This is a genomic window from Escherichia sp. E10V10 (assembly GCF_004211985.1).
In the GTDB taxonomy this organism is placed as follows: Bacteria; Pseudomonadota; Gammaproteobacteria; order Enterobacterales; family Enterobacteriaceae; genus Escherichia.
Window position 1 is genome coordinate 741,749 of record NZ_RHJO01000001.1, and the last position, 16,481, is coordinate 758,229.

Annotated in this window: 17 protein-coding genes; 6 read left to right on the forward strand and 11 right to left on the reverse strand. The window is 52.2% G+C overall.

Annotation, left to right across the window (positions count from 1 at the left end):
* Positions 1-150: 150 nt before the first annotated feature.
* The 4 genes from D9736_RS03480 to D9736_RS03495 all read left to right on the forward strand — a co-directional run bounded on the left by D9736_RS03480 (position 151) and on the right by D9736_RS03495 (position 4,996).
* Positions 151-702, forward strand: coding sequence for an NAD(P)H nitroreductase (locus D9736_RS03480; RefSeq protein ID WP_130218825.1), 552 nt, complete (start codon positions 151-153; stop codon positions 700-702).
* Between the two features lie 116 nt (positions 703-818).
* The gene (selD, locus tag D9736_RS03485; protein ID WP_001295485.1) at positions 819-1,862 is read left to right on the forward strand and encodes a selenide, water dikinase SelD; all 1,044 of its coding nucleotides are present in this window, start codon (positions 819-821) and stop codon (positions 1,860-1,862) included.
* Positions 1,863-1,866: 4 nt separating this feature from the next.
* Complete coding sequence (topB, locus tag D9736_RS03490) at positions 1,867-3,828, forward strand: DNA topoisomerase III (protein WP_130257700.1); 1,962 nt, start codon at positions 1,867-1,869, stop codon at positions 3,826-3,828.
* Positions 3,829-3,955: 127 nt separating this feature from the next.
* The gene (locus D9736_RS03495; protein WP_130257701.1) at positions 3,956-4,996 is read left to right on the forward strand and encodes a DUF1266 domain-containing protein; all 1,041 of its coding nucleotides are present in this window, start codon (positions 3,956-3,958) and stop codon (positions 4,994-4,996) included.
* A gap of 116 nt (positions 4,997-5,112) precedes the next feature.
* On the opposite strand, the gene gdhA is transcribed toward D9736_RS03495, so the two are convergent.
* On the reverse strand, positions 5,113-6,456 hold the full coding sequence (gdhA, locus tag D9736_RS03500) for an NADP-specific glutamate dehydrogenase (protein ID WP_000373043.1): 1,344 nt from the start codon (positions 6,454-6,456) through the stop codon (positions 5,113-5,115).
* Positions 6,457-6,751: 295 nt separating this feature from the next.
* On the opposite strand from gdhA, the gene D9736_RS03505 reads away from it, so the two are divergent.
* Positions 6,752-7,024 carry a YnjH family protein gene (locus D9736_RS03505; protein ID WP_130218835.1) on the forward strand — a complete coding sequence of 91 codons (273 nt, stop codon included), beginning with the start codon at positions 6,752-6,754 and terminating at the stop codon, positions 7,022-7,024.
* Here D9736_RS03505 and D9736_RS03510 read toward each other — a convergent pair.
* Positions 6,984-7,397, reverse strand: a complete 414-nt coding sequence (locus D9736_RS03510; protein WP_130257702.1) for a pyrimidine (deoxy)nucleoside triphosphate diphosphatase — start codon at positions 7,395-7,397, stop codon at positions 6,984-6,986. The two genes, D9736_RS03505 and D9736_RS03510, sit on opposite strands and share 41 nt — an antisense overlap.
* 87 nt (positions 7,398-7,484) lie before the next feature.
* Here D9736_RS03510 and D9736_RS03515 point away from each other — a divergent pair, with 87 nt between their 5' ends.
* Positions 7,485-8,105, forward strand: coding sequence for a CDP-alcohol phosphatidyltransferase family protein (locus D9736_RS03515; protein ID WP_130208343.1), 621 nt, complete (start codon positions 7,485-7,487; stop codon positions 8,103-8,105).
* Between the two features lie 8 nt (positions 8,106-8,113).
* Here the strand turns inward: D9736_RS03515 and ynjE are convergent, their stop codons facing one another.
* From ynjE to xthA, 9 genes are all read right to left on the reverse strand, one after another.
* Positions 8,114-9,421: a thiosulfate sulfurtransferase YnjE gene (gene ynjE / locus D9736_RS03520; protein ID WP_130257703.1), complete on the reverse strand. Its 1,308-nt coding sequence runs from the start codon at positions 9,419-9,421 to the stop codon at positions 8,114-8,116.
* A 66-nt stretch (positions 9,422-9,487) separates the two neighbouring features.
* Complete coding sequence (locus tag D9736_RS03525; RefSeq protein ID WP_130257704.1) at positions 9,488-10,141, reverse strand: ATP-binding cassette domain-containing protein; 654 nt, start codon at positions 10,139-10,141, stop codon at positions 9,488-9,490.
* On the reverse strand, positions 10,141-11,676 hold the full coding sequence (locus D9736_RS03530) for an ABC transporter permease subunit (protein ID WP_130257705.1): 1,536 nt from the start codon (positions 11,674-11,676) through the stop codon (positions 10,141-10,143). The genes D9736_RS03525 and D9736_RS03530 overlap by 1 nt, the downstream gene beginning before the upstream one ends.
* A complete protein-coding gene (locus D9736_RS03535; protein ID WP_130257814.1) occupies positions 11,649-12,815 on the reverse strand; it encodes an ABC transporter substrate-binding protein in 1,167 nt (388 codons plus the stop codon). Before D9736_RS03535 ends, D9736_RS03530 begins: the two co-directional genes overlap by 28 nt.
* 9 nt (positions 12,816-12,824) lie before the next feature.
* Positions 12,825-13,373 carry a carboxymuconolactone decarboxylase family protein gene (locus D9736_RS03540; RefSeq protein ID WP_130257706.1) on the reverse strand — a complete coding sequence of 183 codons (549 nt, stop codon included), beginning with the start codon at positions 13,371-13,373 and terminating at the stop codon, positions 12,825-12,827.
* Complete coding sequence (locus D9736_RS03545) at positions 13,373-14,080, reverse strand: TVP38/TMEM64 family protein (RefSeq protein ID WP_130257707.1); 708 nt, start codon at positions 14,078-14,080, stop codon at positions 13,373-13,375. The genes D9736_RS03540 and D9736_RS03545 overlap by 1 nt, the downstream gene beginning before the upstream one ends.
* Positions 14,081-14,094: 14 nt before the next feature.
* Positions 14,095-14,772 (reverse strand): lipoprotein YdjY, encoded by a 678-nt coding sequence (gene ydjY / locus D9736_RS03550; protein ID WP_130257708.1) that lies wholly within the window; start codon positions 14,770-14,772, stop codon positions 14,095-14,097.
* Between the two features lie 4 nt (positions 14,773-14,776).
* On the reverse strand, positions 14,777-15,487 hold the full coding sequence (locus tag D9736_RS03555) for a TVP38/TMEM64 family protein (protein ID WP_130257709.1): 711 nt from the start codon (positions 15,485-15,487) through the stop codon (positions 14,777-14,779).
* A gap of 167 nt (positions 15,488-15,654) precedes the next feature.
* Positions 15,655-16,461: an exodeoxyribonuclease III gene (gene xthA, locus D9736_RS03560; protein ID WP_130257710.1), complete on the reverse strand. Its 807-nt coding sequence runs from the start codon at positions 16,459-16,461 to the stop codon at positions 15,655-15,657.
* Between the last annotated feature and the right edge of the window lie 20 nt (positions 16,462-16,481).

Consider the following 16,481-nt stretch of genomic DNA (forward strand, 5'->3'; position numbering starts at 1 on the left):
GACTAAAGGTCACACCTGTTGCAGGTGCAATAGATGTGGTTATCGTAATGACCCAACCGGCACTTGTCAGCAGGAATCGCGGACTGTGCTGTAACAAAATCCACTCTCGTGTTAATTTTGTGAATAAACATCATGACAGGAGTTAATCAAATGGATGCACTCGAACTATTGATCAACCGCCGCAGCGCCTCACGCCTGGCTGAACCTGCTCCGACTGGCGAACAACTGCAAAATATCCTGCGTGCCGGAATGCGTGCACCGGACCATAAGTCCATGCAACCGTGGCATTTTTTTGTGATTGAAGGGGAAGGCCGCGAACGTTTCAGTACCGTGCTGCAACAGGGTGCAATTGCTGCGGGTAGTGATGATAAAGCTATCGACAAAGCCCGTAATGCCCCGTTCCGTGCGCCGCTCATCATCACCGTGGTGGCGAAATGTGAAGAAAATCATAAAGTTCCGCGTTGGGAGCAGGAGATGTCTGCGGGTTGCGCGGTTATGGCGATGCAAATGGCGGCGGTTGCCCAGGGCTTTGGCGGCATCTGGCGTAGTGGTGGGTTAACCGAAAGTCCGGTGGTGCGCGAGGCGTTCGGCTGTCGGGAGCAGGATAAAATTGTCGGCTTTCTCTATCTCGGCACGCCGCAATTGAAAGCGTCAACGTCGATTAACGTTCCGGATCCGACGCCGTTTGTGACTTATTTTTGATAATTTTCGCAAAACTGTCTGGATTATGAGCAAAGGCGCAGGAATTCAGACACTCTCACTTATCACTTCACGGAATGAAGGTTACCATACCCGGATTGCATTGACAGGAGATGTCCATGAGCGAGAACTCGATTCGTTTGACCCAATACAGCCACGGAGCAGGTTGCGGCTGTAAAATTTCCCCAAAAGTGTTGGAAACCATTCTGCACAGCGAGCAGGCGAAGTTTGTTGATCCGAATTTGCTCGTGGGTAACGAAACCCGCGACGATGCGGCAGTATACGATCTTGGTAATGGCACCAGTGTCATCAGCACCACCGATTTCTTTATGCCGATCGTTGATAATCCTTTCGATTTTGGCCGCATTGCGGCGACTAATGCTATCAGCGATATCTTCGCGATGGGCGGCAAACCGATCATGGCCATTGCGATCCTCGGCTGGCCGATTAACAAACTTTCCCCGGAAATTGCCCGCGAAGTGACTGAAGGTGGACGCTATGCATGTCGTCAGGCGGGTATTGCGCTGGCTGGCGGTCACTCCATCGACGCGCCGGAGCCGATTTTTGGTCTGGCGGTGACGGGGATCGTACCGACCGAGCGAGTGAAGAAAAACAGTACCGCACAAGCCGGATGCAAACTGTTCCTGACGAAACCGCTGGGAATTGGCGTTCTTACCACGGCTGAGAAAAAATCACTGCTCAAACCAGAGCATCAGGGGCTGGCGACGGAAGTGATGTGCCGGATGAATATCGCAGGTGCGTCATTTGCCAACATTGAAGGCGTAAAAGCGATGACCGACGTCACCGGTTTTGGTCTGCTGGGCCACTTGAGCGAAATGTGTCAGGGGGCAGGCGTGCAGGCTCGCGTCGATTATGAAGCGATCCCGAAACTGCCGGGCGTGGAAGAGTACATTAAACTGGGCGCTGTGCCGGGTGGCACCGAACGCAACTTTGCCAGCTACGGCCATTTGATGGGCGAAATGCCGCGTGAAGTACGCGATCTGTTGTGCGATCCGCAAACCTCTGGTGGTCTGCTGCTGGCGGTGATGCCGGAAGCAGAAAATGAAGTCAAAGCTACCGCAGCCGAGTTTGGCATTGAACTGACGGCGATTGGCGAGCTGGTGCCTGCGCGTGGCGGTCGTGCCATGGTTGAGATCCGTTAATTCAATGCGGTTGTTTATAGCCGAAAAACCGAGTCTGGCACGCGCTATTGCTGATGTCCTGCCCAAACCGCACCGTAAAGGCGATGGCTTTATCGAGTGCGGCAATGGTCAGGTGGTGACCTGGTGTATCGGTCACCTGCTTGAGCAGGCGCAGCCAGACGTCTACGACAGCCGCTATGCGCGCTGGAATCTGGCGGATTTGCCGATTGTCCCGGAAAAGTGGCAACTGCAACCGCGCCCCTCCGTAACCAAACAACTTAACGTCATTAAACGCTTTCTGCATGAAGCCAGCGAAATTGTTCATGCCGGTGACCCGGATCGTGAAGGGCAATTGCTGGTGGATGAAGTGCTGGACTACCTGCAACTGGCACCGGAAAAGCGCCAGCAAGTTCAGCGTTGCTTGATCAACGACCTGAACCCGCAGGCGGTTGAGCGGGCGATCGATCGTCTTCGCTCCAATAGCGAGTTTGTACCGCTATGCGTTTCTGCACTGGCGCGAGCGCGTGCCGACTGGTTGTACGGTATCAATATGACCCGCGCGTATACCATTCTCGGTCGCAATGCTGGCTATCAGGGTGTGCTTTCCGTTGGGCGCGTACAGACTCCCGTTCTTGGGCTGGTGGTGAGGCGCGATGAAGAAATAGAAAACTTCGTGGCAAAAGATTTCTTTGAAGTCAAAGCGCACATTGTGACGCCTGCCGATGAACGATTTACCGCCATCTGGCAGCCGAGCGAAGCGTGCGAGCCGTACCAGGATGAAGAAGGGCGCTTATTGCATCGCCCGCTGGCGGAGCATGTGGTTAACCGCATCAGCGGTCAACCGGCTATTGTCACCAGCTATAACGATAAACGGGAATCAGAATCCGCGCCGCTGCCGTTTTCGCTTTCGGCGTTGCAGATTGAAGCGGCAAAACGCTTTGGTCTGAGTGCGCAGAACGTGCTTGATATCTGCCAGAAGCTATACGAAACGCACAAGCTAATCACTTATCCGCGTTCCGATTGTCGTTATTTGCCAGAAGAACATTTTGCCGGACGCCACGCGGTGATGAATGCCATCAGCGTTCATGCACCGGGGCTATTGCCGCAGCCGGTGGTTGACCCGAATTTACGCAACCGCTGCTGGGATGACAAAAAGGTCGATGCTCACCACGCCATTATCCCGACCGCGCGTAGTTCTGCCATCAACCTGACGGAGAACGAATCGAAGGTCTATAACCTGATTGCTCGTCAATACCTGATGCAGTTCTGCCCGGATGCGGTGTTCCGCAAGTGTGTTATCGAACTGGAAATAGCCAAAGGCAAATTTGTCGCTAAAGCCCGTTTTCTTGCCGAAGCAGGCTGGCGCACGCTGTTAGGCAGCAAAGAGCGCGATGAAGAAAACGACGGTACACCACTGCCTGTAGTGGCGAAAGGCGATGAGTTGCTGTGTGAAAAAGGTGAAGTGGTAGAGCGACAAACCCAGCCGCCACGCCATTTTACCGATGCAACACTGCTTTCGGCGATGACCGGGATCGCGCGCTTTGTTCAGGATAAAGATCTGAAAAAGATCCTCCGTGCGACCGATGGTCTGGGAACAGAAGCGACCCGAGCCGGGATTATTGAACTGTTGTTCAAGCGTGGTTTCCTGACCAAAAAAGGGCGCTACATCCACTCCACCGACGCTGGAAAAGCGTTATTCCATTCGCTGCCAGAGATGGCGACGCGACCGGACATGACCGCGCACTGGGAATCGGTGCTGACGCAAATCAGCGAAAAGCAGTGTCGCTACCAGGACTTTATGCAACCGCTGGTGGGGACGCTATATCAGCTTATTGATCAAGCCAAACTTACGCCGGTGCGGCAGTTTCGCGGCATAGTGGCTCCGGGCAGTGGTGGCAGTGCTGATAAGAAAAAGGCGGCTCCGCGTAAACGTAGTGCGAAAAAAAGTCCGCCAGCAGATGAAGCCGGAAGCGGGGCGATAGCGTAAGCGCGCGAATCTTTCGTGCTATTCGAGTCATATTCTGAAATATCCAGCGGATCAAGAAAATTCGTTGGATATTTTTTTTGCATGGATAAAATTATCGCCTCTAAAGTATGTAATAACAGGGAATGTGATGAAAAAAGTTTTATTACAAAACCATCCAGGGAGCGAGAAGTATTCTTTCAATGGCTGGGAAATATTTAATAGTAATTTTGAACGGATGATTAAAGAAAATAAGGCCATGCTGCTTTGTAAGTGGGGGTTTTATTTAACATGTGTTGTCGCTGTAATGTTTGTATTCGCAGCGATAACATCCAACGGTTTGAATGAAAGAGGCCTGATTACCGCGGGATGCTCTTTTCTTTATCTATTAATTATGATGGGGCTTATTGTTCGGGCCGGTTTTAAAGCAAAAAAAGAACAACTGCATTATTATCAGGCTAAAGGTATTGAGCCGCTCAGTATCGAGAAGTTACAGGCGCTACAATTGATCGCACCTTATCGATTCTATCATAAGCAATGGTCTGAAACGCTGGAGTTCTGGCCGCGAAAGCCTGAACCTGGCAAAGATACCTTCCAATATCATGTGCTTCCTTTTGACTCGATCGATATCATAATTAAAAGACGCGAGTCTTTAGAGGATCAATGGGGTATCGAAGATAGCGAAAGTTATTGTGCCTTAATGGAGCATTTTCTTTCTGGCGACCATGGAGCCAATACCTTTAAAGCAAACATGGAGGAAGCCCCAGAGCAGGTTATCGCCTTGTTGAATAAATTTGCTGTTTTTCCCTCAGACTATATCTCTGATTGCGCTAATCATAGCTCCGGTAAATCCTCGGCGAAGCTAATATGGGCTGCGGAATTATCATGGATGATCTCGATATCAAGCACAGCTTTTCAAAACGGGACAATTGAAGAAGAACTGGCCTGGCATTATATAATGCTTGCTTCTCGAAAGGCGCACGAGTTGTTCGAAAGCGAAGAAGATTATCAAAAAAATAGTCTAATGGGATTTCTTTACTGGCATATCTGCTGCTATCGCAGAAAGTTAACGGATGCTGAACTTGAAGCGTGTTATCGTTACGACAAGCAGTTTTGGGAGCACTACAGTAAGAAATGCCGTTGGCCCATAAGAAATGTTCCCTGGGGAGCATCATCCGTTAAATACTCATAAACGCCTGAAATTTTGCCGGGGGCGCTGCGCTTGCCCGGCCTACATTAGAGCGTAACTGCAATGAATTGTGCCCATTTGTAGGCCTGATAAGCGTAGCACCATCAGGCATTTACAACTTAAATCACACCCTGCGCCAGCATCGCATCGGCAACCTTCACAAAACCGGCAATGTTCGCGCCCTGCACGTAGTTGGTTTGCTCACCTTCACCACCATGTTCAACACAGGCATGGTGGATATCCAGCATGATGTGATGCAAACGTGCGTCAACTTTCTCGGCTTTCCAGCCCAGGCGCGCAGCGTTTTGCGCCATTTCCAGGCCCGATGTTGCTACACCGCCAGCATTAGCCGCTTTACCCGGAGCAAACAGTACGCCTGCCTGCTGGAACAGTTCAGTCGCTTCGATGGTGGTTGGCATATTTGCCCCTTCGGCGACGGCTTTAACGCCATTGGCGATAAGCTGATGCGCGGCGTCAACATCCAGTTCGTTCTGGGTGGCGCAAGGCAGGGCGATATCAACCGGTACGGACCACGGCTGTTGGCCTTCGAGATAGACCAGGCCAAATTCTTTGGCGTAATCTGCCACTCGACCATCGCGGCTGGCTTTGATTTCGATAAGACGTGCCAGTTTCTCTTTCGTGAATCCGCTTTCATCAACTACAGTGCCGCTGGAGTCTGACGCAGTGATCACACGAGCACCAAATTCCATCGCTTTTTCGATAGCATACTGGGCAACGTTGCCGGAGCCAGAAACGGAAACGCGCATTCCTTCAAAACCCATACCGTGACGTTTAAGCATCGCTTCTGTGAAATAGACCAGACCGTAGCCGGTAGCTTCCGGGCGAATAAGACTGCCGCCAAAAGAAAGACCCTTACCGGTGAAGACGCAGGCGGTATTGTTGGAGAGCTTTTTCATCATCCCCGCCATAAAGCCGACTTCACGACCACCAACGCCGATATCACCTGCCGGAACGTCGGTATCCGCGCCCAGGTGGCGATACAGTTCAGTCATTAGTGCCTGACAGAAACGCATCACTTCGCCTTCGCTTTTCCCTTTCGGGTCGAAATCGCTGCCGCCTTTACCACCGCCCATCGGCAGGGTAGTCAGGGCATTTTTGAAGGTTTGCTCGAAGCCGAGGAATTTGAGAATGGAGAGGTTAACTGACGGATGGAATCGCATACCGCCTTTGTACGGGCCGATGGCAGAGCTGAACTGCACGCGCCATGCGCGGTTGACCTGCACCTGGTTGCGATCGTCAACCCATACCACGCGAAACTGGATCACGCGCTCCGGTTCAACCAGACGCTCCAGTAATGACATCTGGCGATATTTGGGATTTTGTTCAAGAAAAGGCCAGAGTGTGGTCATTACTTCACGAACGGCTTGCGCGAACTCGGTTTGATTCGGGTCGCGCTTTTGTACATGGTTGAGGAATGACTCCAGAGAATATGTCTGATCCATAGATATAAAACCCTTATATATTAAGACGATTGTGCGTATGTTGTTTGTTTTGCAGTTTTCGACTATACCATCAAGAATGTGACGGTAAGCAAGTAAAAAATGACACCGGAAAGCAAATTAATAATGTGAGGAATTTATAAACGCCGCCTAATGTCGGATACATCTTCTTCGGCCTACCAAAATGGGGACATTTGGTGGATAAGGCATTCACGCCGCATCCGGCAACCAGACGCTTAAGTTTTGCCGTCAGCCTACCGATATCAGTACATAGGCAACGAAATATAAGGAGTTTCCAGTGAGTCGAGCATTGTTCGCCGTAGCGTTGGTATTCCCGTTTTTTGCGCTGGCTAATCAGCATTATCGTCCGGATGTGGAAGTGAATGTGCCGCCGGAAGTGTTTAATTCTGGCGGACAGTCGGCGCAGCCCTGTAGCCAGTGCTGCGTTTATCAGGATCAAAACTATTCTGAAGGGGCCGTAATTAAAGCAGAGGGAATACTGTTGCAATGCCAGCGGGATGATAAAACCATTAGCACCAATCCGTTGGTCTGGCGGCGCGTAAAGCCATAAACGCCTGTAAAAGCGGAATGTCAGCAGGGGCCAGCGGATATTGCATTGCCTCTTCAGGTGAGCACCAGACCAACGCCTGATGCTCATGTGCCTGTAACGTCCCGTGGAAGTCGGGTACGTGCCAGGCATGAAGATGGATAATACGCCCTGAAACTTCCCGCTGGTGGCTGGCTACATATTTCCCGATGATAGCATCGATACCGAGCTCTTCACGCAGCTCGCGTATCAGCGCCTGTTGCTGGCTTTCTCCAGGTTCGACTTTACCGCCAGCAAATTCCCATAATCCCGCTTGATCGCTATGCGCAGGGCGTTGCGCGATTAAAATTTTGCCATCCCGTTCGATAATGGCGGCAACAACATCAATCATTTTCATAAATTACACACGGTCGAATACAGGAAAAATGCCATAATATCCGCAGTGTTGCCCGAGCTGAAGGGTTTTATTTCTTAAGGAGTACCCGTGTTAGACCGCCATCTTCATCCCCGAATTAAGCCTTTGTTGCATCAGTGCGTGCGGGTTCTGGATAAACCTGGCATTACACCTGATGGTTTAACGTTAGTGGGATTTGCCATCGGCGTGCTGGCACTGCCGTTTCTGGCACTGGACTGGTATCTGGCGGCGCTGATTGCCATTTTACTGAACAGGTTGCTTGATGGTCTGGACGGTGCGCTGGCGCGGCGCAGAGGGTTAACCGACGCGGGGGGCTTTCTCGATATTTCGTTGGATTTTCTTTTTTACGCGCTGGTACCGTTCGGGTTTATTCTCGCCGCACCGGAACAAAATGCGCTGGCGGGCGGCTGGCTGCTGTTTGCGTTTATCGGCACGGGCAGCAGTTTTCTCGCATTTGCTGCACTGGCGGCGAAACATCAGATTGATAATCCCGGTTATGCGCACAAATCGTTTTACTATCTGGGCGGGTTAACAGAAGGCAGCGAGACGATTTTGCTGTTTGTTTTAAGTTGTCTCTTTCCGGAATATTTCCCGTGGTTTGCATGGATATTTGGCGCGCTTTGTTGGATGACAACATTTACGCGGATTTGGAGTGGATATCTGACGCTGAAGTCGCTTCAGCGTCAGTAATTGCCGTGTTATTGGCTACTGTCCGGGCCGCGTTCACCGGTTGCTACCGGATTTTTTGGATCGCTGCTCCATTCGTACCAGCCACCGTCATAAACGGAGACGTTATTCCAGCCCATGGCGCGTGCGTACATAAAGGTTTCAGACGCGCGCCAGCCGGTGCCGCAGTAGAATGAAACTTGCTGATCTGGTTTGATATTCCACGCTTTCCACATAGCGGCAATATCATCGGCGCTGCGCATGGTTCCATCCGGGTTATGGAAATCTTCCATATGGGTCGAGTCGCTGCCTGCGTGTCCCCAACGTGCCCCGGCTATTTCACCTTTTGGTTTAATGTAGCTGTAACCGCTGGTCGTACCGATAAATTCTGGCCACGAACGAATGCTCACCAGCGATGCATCCCGGCGATGCAGCAGCCCGCGAGCCTGCTCCATATCAAGCATCAGTTGTGGTTGCGCAGGGATCTTCACGCCGAAGTCTGGTTCCGCTTTCACTTTCGGTGGCGTACCGCGCTCAACGGGCAGACCTGCGTCGGACCAGGTTTGCCAACCGCCGTCCAGAAGGCGGACATCTTTCACGCCAGCGTAGAGCATAATTTGCGCCACGCGCGCTGCGGCGTAAACATCACGCCCGTACAGAATGACCGTGGTGTCATGACGAATGCCGTGCTTCGCCAGCATTGCTTTAAGCTGTTCATCAGAAACTTTGTTCCACAGCGGTTCGCTTTCCACTTCGTTGGTATCGATGTAGTCAGCGCCGGGAATATGGCTGATAAGGTAAAGCTTAGGAGCGCCCCAGGCCGCTTCAATGACTTTCCAGTCTCCGGCAGGTTTCGCCGTAACCTCTTTACCTTGTTGCAGGTCGTGCAGCCATTGCGGATAAACCAGCTGCTCAAAGTGCGGCAGTTTTTGTAGACGGGAAGGTTCGCTTAGCGCGTCACTCAGAATGGAGATATGCGTAAAACCTGCTTTTTGCAGTCGCGTTTTGACGGCGTCGACATCTTTGTCATTACCGTACAGCGCCACCGGGGCATCGGCTTTCAGGTTATGTTGCTTGATCCACTGGTTGAGCTGTTCGGTGCTCATTTTGTCGAGCCAGCTAGCAGAAAGGTTTAAGGCGGCAGGTTCATGACCGGAAGGGCCATTTAAGGATTGTGGCCAGCCGTTATAAAACGCACTGGGGCGAGTATCTATCGCTTTGCCATTTTGTTGTTGAAGCTGGTCAAGTGTAAGAGGCTTCGCCAGTTCAGCGGCCCACGAAGAAGCGCAAGCCAGCCCTAAAGCCATTGCCAGCGCGGTCATTTGAGAAACACGTTTCATCGAAAATCCCGACATTGTAGTTTTGAGTGCGCCATTCTGAACTGACGCATTTGGAAAAACTTTGCGTTATCGCAGTTTGTTGTAATTTTCTGACCACTGCGTCATATCCATAACGGGACTATCGGCAGGAACATCCTGAAGATCGTGGGTTACCTGAACGACGGGGATCGCCAGGTCGCGAACTTCATTGAATACCCACTGACGAAAATTATCGCGCAGAGCAACGTCAAGACGGCTGAACGGTTCATCAAGCAATAATGCCTTTGGCTGTGCGAGAAGGGCGCGCAGCAGGGCCACCCGCGCTCGCTGACCGCCTGATAATGTCGCAGGGTCCTGGTGATAAGTTTCAGCCAGTCCCGCTCGCTCAAGCGCGTCTTTCACGGCATTGCGCCTGGCAGTCCCCTTGAGCGTCGACGGTAGCGCCAGAAGCAAATTCTGTCCGACGCTGAACTGGTCAAATAACAGCGCATCCTGGAAAAGAATGCCAATCTGACGCCGGGCGGTAGGCAGGGTATCGATACGTTGATCATTGAGCCATAGCTCGCCTGTACAAGAAAATTGCCCGGCCAGCGCACCAATCATCCATGAAAACAGAGAAGACTTACCACAGCCTGATGGACCCATTAACGTGACAATGTCACCTTTATTGACTGTAAAGTTAACGTCTTCCAGTAAACAGGTTTCAGGCAAACGCAGCGAAAAATCTTTCACGCAGAGCATTAGCGGAGTCCTTGTCTGATAAAACCTACCCATTTTGCGACTAACGCGGTCAGGGCAAAAATAATAAGTGGCAAAAGCAGTTGCCATAGGGCCTGGGTGGCGAGAATGCTGTTACTACCGCCGCTACTTAACGCTACCGCTTCGGTGGTGAGCGTCGGGAAACGCCCGGCTCCCAGCCACAGCGTTGGCATATACTGCGCAATACTCACTGAAAATCCCACCGCGAAGGCCATCAGCGCAGGGCGCAACATGAGTGGGCATTTTACGTAAAAGAAGATTTTGGCCCGCGACCAGCCCAGTGTTTGCGCAATCAAAATTAATCGTGAATCAATGCGCTGCCAGGCGGGTTGCAGGATGAACAGCATCCACGGCATCACCCACAGCAGATGCCCCCACACCACCGCCGTCCAGCTACCATCCAGGTTGAGCCATAGCGCCAGTGTGTACTGGCCCGCCACCAGCGGCAAGGCGGGTAATAATATGGGCAACCATAGCCACAATTGGCGACGCTGTGGCCCCCATTCCAGCCACAGCAGCAACAGAACCAAAGCGATGAATGTCGCCACCAGCCCCATTGTCAGGCTGTTGAGAAGCACCTCGTGATTGATCGTCGACTGATCCGCGAGGATCGCCAGCAGAATCACACAGAGCACGCCAGTTAAGGGTAACAACTTCGCCAGCATCTTCCCTGGCAATAAAGGCGTGGCTGGCATGCGAATGCCATCTTCCCGGGGGATCGTACATCGCCAGGCGCGCCATAACAGATAACCAAGCAAAACGTAGGCGGCGAGTAACAGCATCAGCAGCAGGCTGGCAAGTGCGCCTTTCGTTTGTTGATCGGCGTCGCCCTGGGTTAACCACTGCCAGCTAATAACCGCAAGCGTCGGTGGATTACCTGGCCCAAGAATAATCGCCACATCCACGACCGACAGCGACCAGGCGACAATCGCCAGCATCGCCATTGCCAGCGCAGGCGCGACGGAGGGCAACAGCAGCCAGTTCAGGGATTGCCAGCGGCTGTAGCCCAGCGAATCCAGCACAATGAGTTGCTGCAACAGCCGTTTTTCGCTCAATACTGCCGCTAAGATCCACAGCAGAAATGCGCTTTCTTTCACCGCAAGGGTGAGGCCCAGACCGATACCCAATTTGTCCATCGGCGGAATGAGAAAAGGGAAAAACTGATAAACCAGGCCGCCGTCAGCAAAGAGCAGCAGGGCGCTGGTGGCAAAAGCCACGTGGGGGATGGCGAGTAGCCACGGCAGACGGGCGCACAGATGCTGCCATTTCGGCCCAGGCCATAGCGCTACTATCACCAGCAGGGCAATAAACAAAGCGCCGACCGCCGCAATGCTTGTCGACACCAGTGTTGCCAGTAATGCCTGCGGTAGCTGCGGATCGGCAAATAACGCCTGCCAGTGCGTCAGCGACATGGCAGGTGTTATCAGCGTGAAAGCCGACGGTACCAGCGGTGCGTAAATCACCGCCATCACCACCCACAGCAAAGAAATTAATGCGTACCGTAACGGCGTAGCCATTCTTGTTCCAGCGCATTTACCCAACCAGCATGCGGTTCCGCCAGTACCGGCGGCAGATCCTGCGGCATTCTTGATTGCAATGTTTCACGCTGCCCGGCAGGTAGTTTTTGCGGATCGAGAACCGAAGGATCGCCCCAGACAGCGGGATCCGCTTTACGCAGTTGTGCTTCAGGTGACAACAGGAAGTTGGCGACGACTTTTGCCGCAGCACTGGCAGTTGCGTTGGCTGGAATGGTGACGAAATGCACGTTGCCAATCATTCCCTCGCTAAAGCCAAAGCTGTAACTGCTGGTGGGTAAATCGCCGCTGGCGATTTTTTGCTGCGCATGAGCAGGATTAAAAGTCAGCGACAGGCGCAATGTGCCGGCTTTCAGCAGAGCATCCATCCGCGCGGGCGAAGGCGGGAAATCCTTTCCTTCGCGCCACAAATACGGATGCAGTGCATCAAGATATTGCCACAAGGGCGCAGTGACACGGGCGAAAGTGGCATCGTCCGGCGCTTTTTTTAATGCAGCGGGATCGGGCGTCAGCATAATCAGCAGCTGTTCAAGAAACGCGGTGCCGGTAAAGTCCGGTGGGCGCGGATAGGTAACCGTACCAGGGTTGGCTTTGGCAAATTCCAGCAAGGATTGTGGCGTTTTCGGTGGCTGTGGTGTCTGATCGCGTCGGGCGATAAATGTCAGCTGTGCGCCGCCCCAGGGCGATTCCGCACCTTGTGTCGGCACAGAAAAGTCTTCTCGCACCGGCAGCTGTGTGTCGACATAGCGCCAGTTGGGCAGAGTCTCCGCCCAGCCCGTTTGTAATAAATTGGCCTCTTTTAAGGTGCGGAAGTTTTCGCCGTTCACCCAGAGCAGATCCACCGAGCCGCCCGTTTTACGTCCGGCAGCAGCTTCGGTCTGAATGCGCTTCACCGCGTCTGCGGCATCCGCCAGACGGACGATTTTCAGGTTGATGGCGTAATGGGTTTTCAACTCGCCGCTAACCCAGTCGAGATAACGGTTAATTTCGGTATCGCCGCCCCAGGCGTTAAACCAGACGGTTTGCCCTTTGGCCTCATTTTTAATTTCCTGCCAGTCACTGGCATGTGTTGCCAAAGAAAACAGCGATAACAATCCCAGCAACCATACACAATGGCGCATCATCTCTCCTTAAGAACGTGTGTCAGGAATACGGCACAGCCCCTGAGCGGGAATGTCCATGGCAGAATTAAAACGGGCTGACAGATTTTGCAAGCCGATCAATGCCGTCAGCTCGGTGAGCGCCTGGGCGTCAAAATGCGTAGTCAGTCGGGTGCGCAGGGCATCATCGACCGTTGGCGGCGTTACGCTTGCGGCTTCGGCGTACTCCAGCGCCAGCCGCTCTTCGTCGCTGAAGAGCGGGCTTTGTCGCCAGTCAGCTACCGCCAGCAATTTATCGGTGCTGCCGGTGCGCTCGGCGACTTTCATACTGGTGATATCCACGCAAAACTCACACAGACACATTTGCGCAATGCGCGCGCTGACAAGCGATCGCACCACTGGATCGAGCGGTGAGCGTTTGCGCTCCAGCCAGCCAACAAACATCGACACCAGATAAAAGATAAACGGGATCCGCCCCCACCAGCGAATGGGGCTTAGCACCTCGCCGTAATGGCGACGGTGCAGCCACGCCTGCGGACGTAAAATGAAAGGAATTTTGCTAAGCGGCGGTAAACCCATCAGGCATTCCTCTTCTGGCGCTCAAGCCATATTTTCTTCGCCATAAAAATCACCACGGTCAGGGCAAACAAAATAAACAGTCCGGTGACAAACCAGAAAGTACCGCCTGTTAACATGCTGCCCGCCCAGGAATAAACAATAGTCGCCGGTAACTGACCAAGCCCGGTGGCGATAAAAAACGAGCGAAAACGTATTGAAGTCAAACCGGCAGCATAGCTGATTGGATCGAAAGGGACAAAAGGCAATAACCGACAGACCAGAATGGTGTGTTTGCCGTAGCGAGTGAAAAAGCCGTCCATACTGTCAAGCACGGTTTTACCGGTTAATTTTTCCACCACTTCGCGACCCATCACTCTGGCGATAAAAAAGCACAGCGCCGCGCCGGCCATCGAACTGGTCCACGACAGCAAGCCGCCCCAGAGCGCGCCAAACAGCGACGCATTGGCAAAGGTGATCAAAAACGCAGGTAGCGGTGCAGCAATGGCCTGTAGAATCATCAACAAGAACGAAACAACTGCCGCCAGTGCGCCGTAAGACTGAATAAAGCGTTCTATACCCTGTTGGTCCACGGCGGCAAACGCCGCAACGCTGCGATTGATAAACTCATGGATGCCGGGAAGCAGCGCCCATGCCAGCAGCATAGCGAACAACAGGATGATGAGGGTTATGCGGTAGTACCAGATTTTACGCGATTGCATTTTCATCATCCTTTATCCTGGTTTTATTCGGCGATTTTAAAGGTAACCGTTGCCAGCGTGTTATCTGCCGGGAGAAGCGAGGCATTGCCTTTGAATTTCACTTCGCTGCGTTTTTCCACCGCACCATAAGTGTATGTCGCATTGCTGACGATACCGACCGGGCAACTATCCAGACATACCAGACAGCCCGTTTTTTTCTCTTCAGCTGCCGTTAAATTACCGCCAAAGCGCATATCCAGTTTCTTGCCATTACTGTCAACAATCACTTCATCAAAGGAATACGCTTTTGCCGCTCCTTGCCAGTTAACTGAAATATCCAGTTTGCTGCCTGTGACATGAGTCGTTTCTTTATTATCCATCGTCATGTTTTCGCCCGGCGTACCTCCGGCCTCTTTCAGGGCTTCATAAAATGCTTTCGGCGTGGCATAACCCATAAACAGCGATTTATGTCCGTTGGAGCCATCTTTAAACACAATACCGTGGCGGGTATCGTCGGTGAGGAAACGCCCATTAATTTGCACCAGCATGGTTACCGTATGGTTATTGGCATCGACACGCAGCGGCTGGCTGTCCGAAAGCCCGTCGTATTCCACTTTTGCTGCCGTATTCTCTTTTTGATCGCAGCCACTAAGCCCCGCAACGGCCAGTAAACACAGTGCAGCCAGTCCTTTTTTCCATGACACTGAATAATGTTGCAACATCGTTCTATCCTTCATTTTTAGGGTGAGTAAGTGGGCTGTGGCGCGAAGCAGACAGATCCACGTGTTTGTGACGAGCGTAGAGTTTGGCGAGCTGGACGAGAATAAATAGCGCCAGGCCCGCCAGACAGAGTTGTAAAATAAAGCGCAGCGTAATGCCTTCACTGGCAAGATCGCTGGCCATCACGGTATAAATCACTATTCCAGGCAGAGTGGTTAATGCCGAAATAAGGGTATAAGGCCAGAAGGCGATGGCGGTTAATCCGTAAGCGTAATTTTGAATATTGTATGGAAATAGCGGGATTAAGCGGGTCAGAATAAGAAAATCGATACCGTTACGCGTAATGCCTTTTTCAATAGCCTGAAAAGTGTGGCAATGACCGACGTATTTCAACAGTAAATCACGCCCCAGAAAGCGCGCCAACAGGAATGAGCACGACGAGGCCAGCGTGGCGGCAATTAACGAAAGTAGCGTTCCTGTTAGCGGGCCAAAAACTATTCCTCCAGCGATCACCAGTACGCTGCCCGGTAGCAGAAAGAGGGTGGCGATGATGAATAACAGAATATAGAGGCTATAACCGAACAATCCGCTCTGGCGAATGAGTGTCTGTAAGTGGGGTAAATCGGTGAGCAGATCGAATAAACCGAAAGCATGGATAGCGTAAATGACCAGCGCAAAAAACAGACAGGCAAAAAGAAATTTACGCTCAGCGTTCATCGTGGAGTTTCCTATATCAAACTTGATAATAGAGAAGTGGTCAGACAACTAAAAAACGCAGTGACGGTATAACAAAGGACGGCGGGCAACAAATCATTACTGACAGTTTGTTGATTTTTCTCAAGGTTAATTCTCCTGACCCCGTGCGAGCCAGGAGAACGGAGAAATTAGCGGCGGAAGGTGGCCCAGACAGGTGCGTGATCTGACGGTTTTTCCATACTGCGAATTTCATAGTCGATACCGGTTTCTACGCAGCATTCGGCCAGCGGCTGGCTGGCAAGCAGCAGGTCGATACGCAGACCACGGTTATCGTCAAAACCTTTTGAGCGGTAATCAAACCATGAGAAACGATCTGCTGTTTGCGGATTCGCATGGCGGAAGGTATCGACCAGCCCCCAACTTATCAGCCTGTCCATCCACTCGCGTTCTTCCGGCAGGAAAGAACATTTACCAGTACGCAGCCAGCGTTTGCGGTTCTCTTCGCCAATGCCGATATCCAGGTCGGTGGGGCTGATATTCATATCGCCCATAATCAGCACCGGATTATCACGTTTGAGTTCGGTTTCCAGGTAGTTTTGCAGGTTCTGGTAAAACTGTGCTTTAGCCGGGAATTTTATGGGGTGGTCGCGGCTTTCGCCCTGCGGGAAGTAGCCGTTGATCACGGTGACATTGCCCAGCGGTGAGGGGATTTCCGCCATAATAATCCGCCGTTGTGCCTCTTCGCCGTCGCCTGGAAAGCCTCGACGCACGGCAATCGGCGTCTCTTTGGTCAACAGCGCCACGCCGTAATGGCCTTTCTGCCCGTGATAAAACACGTTGTAGCCAAGCTTTGCCACTTCTTCGAGCGGAAACATATCATCATGAACTTTTGTCTCCTGCAGGCCAATCACATCAGGCTGGTGCTTGTCGACGATAGCTTCAAGCTGGTGTGGTCTGGCGCGCAGGCCGTTGATATTAAAAGAGACAAATTTCATAGTCGCTGCCATTTATTCTG

Excerpts from the sequence above, each read along its gene's own strand:
- D9736_RS03555 (WP_130257709.1), bottom strand. The coding sequence starts at position 15,487 with ATGAACGCTGAGCGTAAATTTCTTTTTGCCTGTCTGTTTTTTGCGCTG.
- D9736_RS03510 (WP_130257702.1), bottom strand. The coding sequence starts at position 7,397 with ATGAAAATGATTGATGTTGTTGCCGCCATTATCGAACGGGATGGCAAA.
- D9736_RS03480 (WP_130218825.1), top strand. The coding sequence starts at position 151 with ATGGATGCACTCGAACTATTGATCAACCGCCGCAGCGCCTCACGCCTG.
- ynjE (WP_130257703.1), bottom strand. The coding sequence starts at position 9,421 with ATGAAACGTGTTTCTCAAATGACCGCGCTGGCAATGGCTTTAGGGCTG.
- D9736_RS03495 (WP_130257701.1), top strand. The coding sequence starts at position 3,956 with ATGAAAAAAGTTTTATTACAAAACCATCCAGGGAGCGAGAAGTATTCT.
- D9736_RS03540 (WP_130257706.1), bottom strand. The coding sequence starts at position 13,373 with ATGGGTTTACCGCCGCTTAGCAAAATTCCTTTCATTTTACGTCCGCAG.
- D9736_RS03545 (WP_130257707.1), bottom strand. The coding sequence starts at position 14,080 with ATGATGAAAATGCAATCGCGTAAAATCTGGTACTACCGCATAACCCTC.
- topB (WP_130257700.1), top strand. The coding sequence starts at position 1,867 with ATGCGGTTGTTTATAGCCGAAAAACCGAGTCTGGCACGCGCTATTGCT.
- ydjY (WP_130257708.1), bottom strand. The coding sequence starts at position 14,772 with ATGTTGCAACATTATTCAGTGTCATGGAAAAAAGGACTGGCTGCACTG.
- D9736_RS03525 (WP_130257704.1), bottom strand. The coding sequence starts at position 10,141 with ATGCTCTGCGTGAAAGATTTTTCGCTGCGTTTGCCTGAAACCTGTTTA.
- D9736_RS03535 (WP_130257814.1), bottom strand. The coding sequence starts at position 12,815 with ATGCGCCATTGTGTATGGTTGCTGGGATTGTTATCGCTGTTTTCTTTG.
- D9736_RS03530 (WP_130257705.1), bottom strand. The coding sequence starts at position 11,676 with ATGGCTACGCCGTTACGGTACGCATTAATTTCTTTGCTGTGGGTGGTG.
- gdhA (WP_000373043.1), bottom strand. The coding sequence starts at position 6,456 with ATGGATCAGACATATTCTCTGGAGTCATTCCTCAACCATGTACAAAAG.
- xthA (WP_130257710.1), bottom strand. The coding sequence starts at position 16,461 with ATGAAATTTGTCTCTTTTAATATCAACGGCCTGCGCGCCAGACCACAC.
- selD (WP_001295485.1), top strand. The coding sequence starts at position 819 with ATGAGCGAGAACTCGATTCGTTTGACCCAATACAGCCACGGAGCAGGT.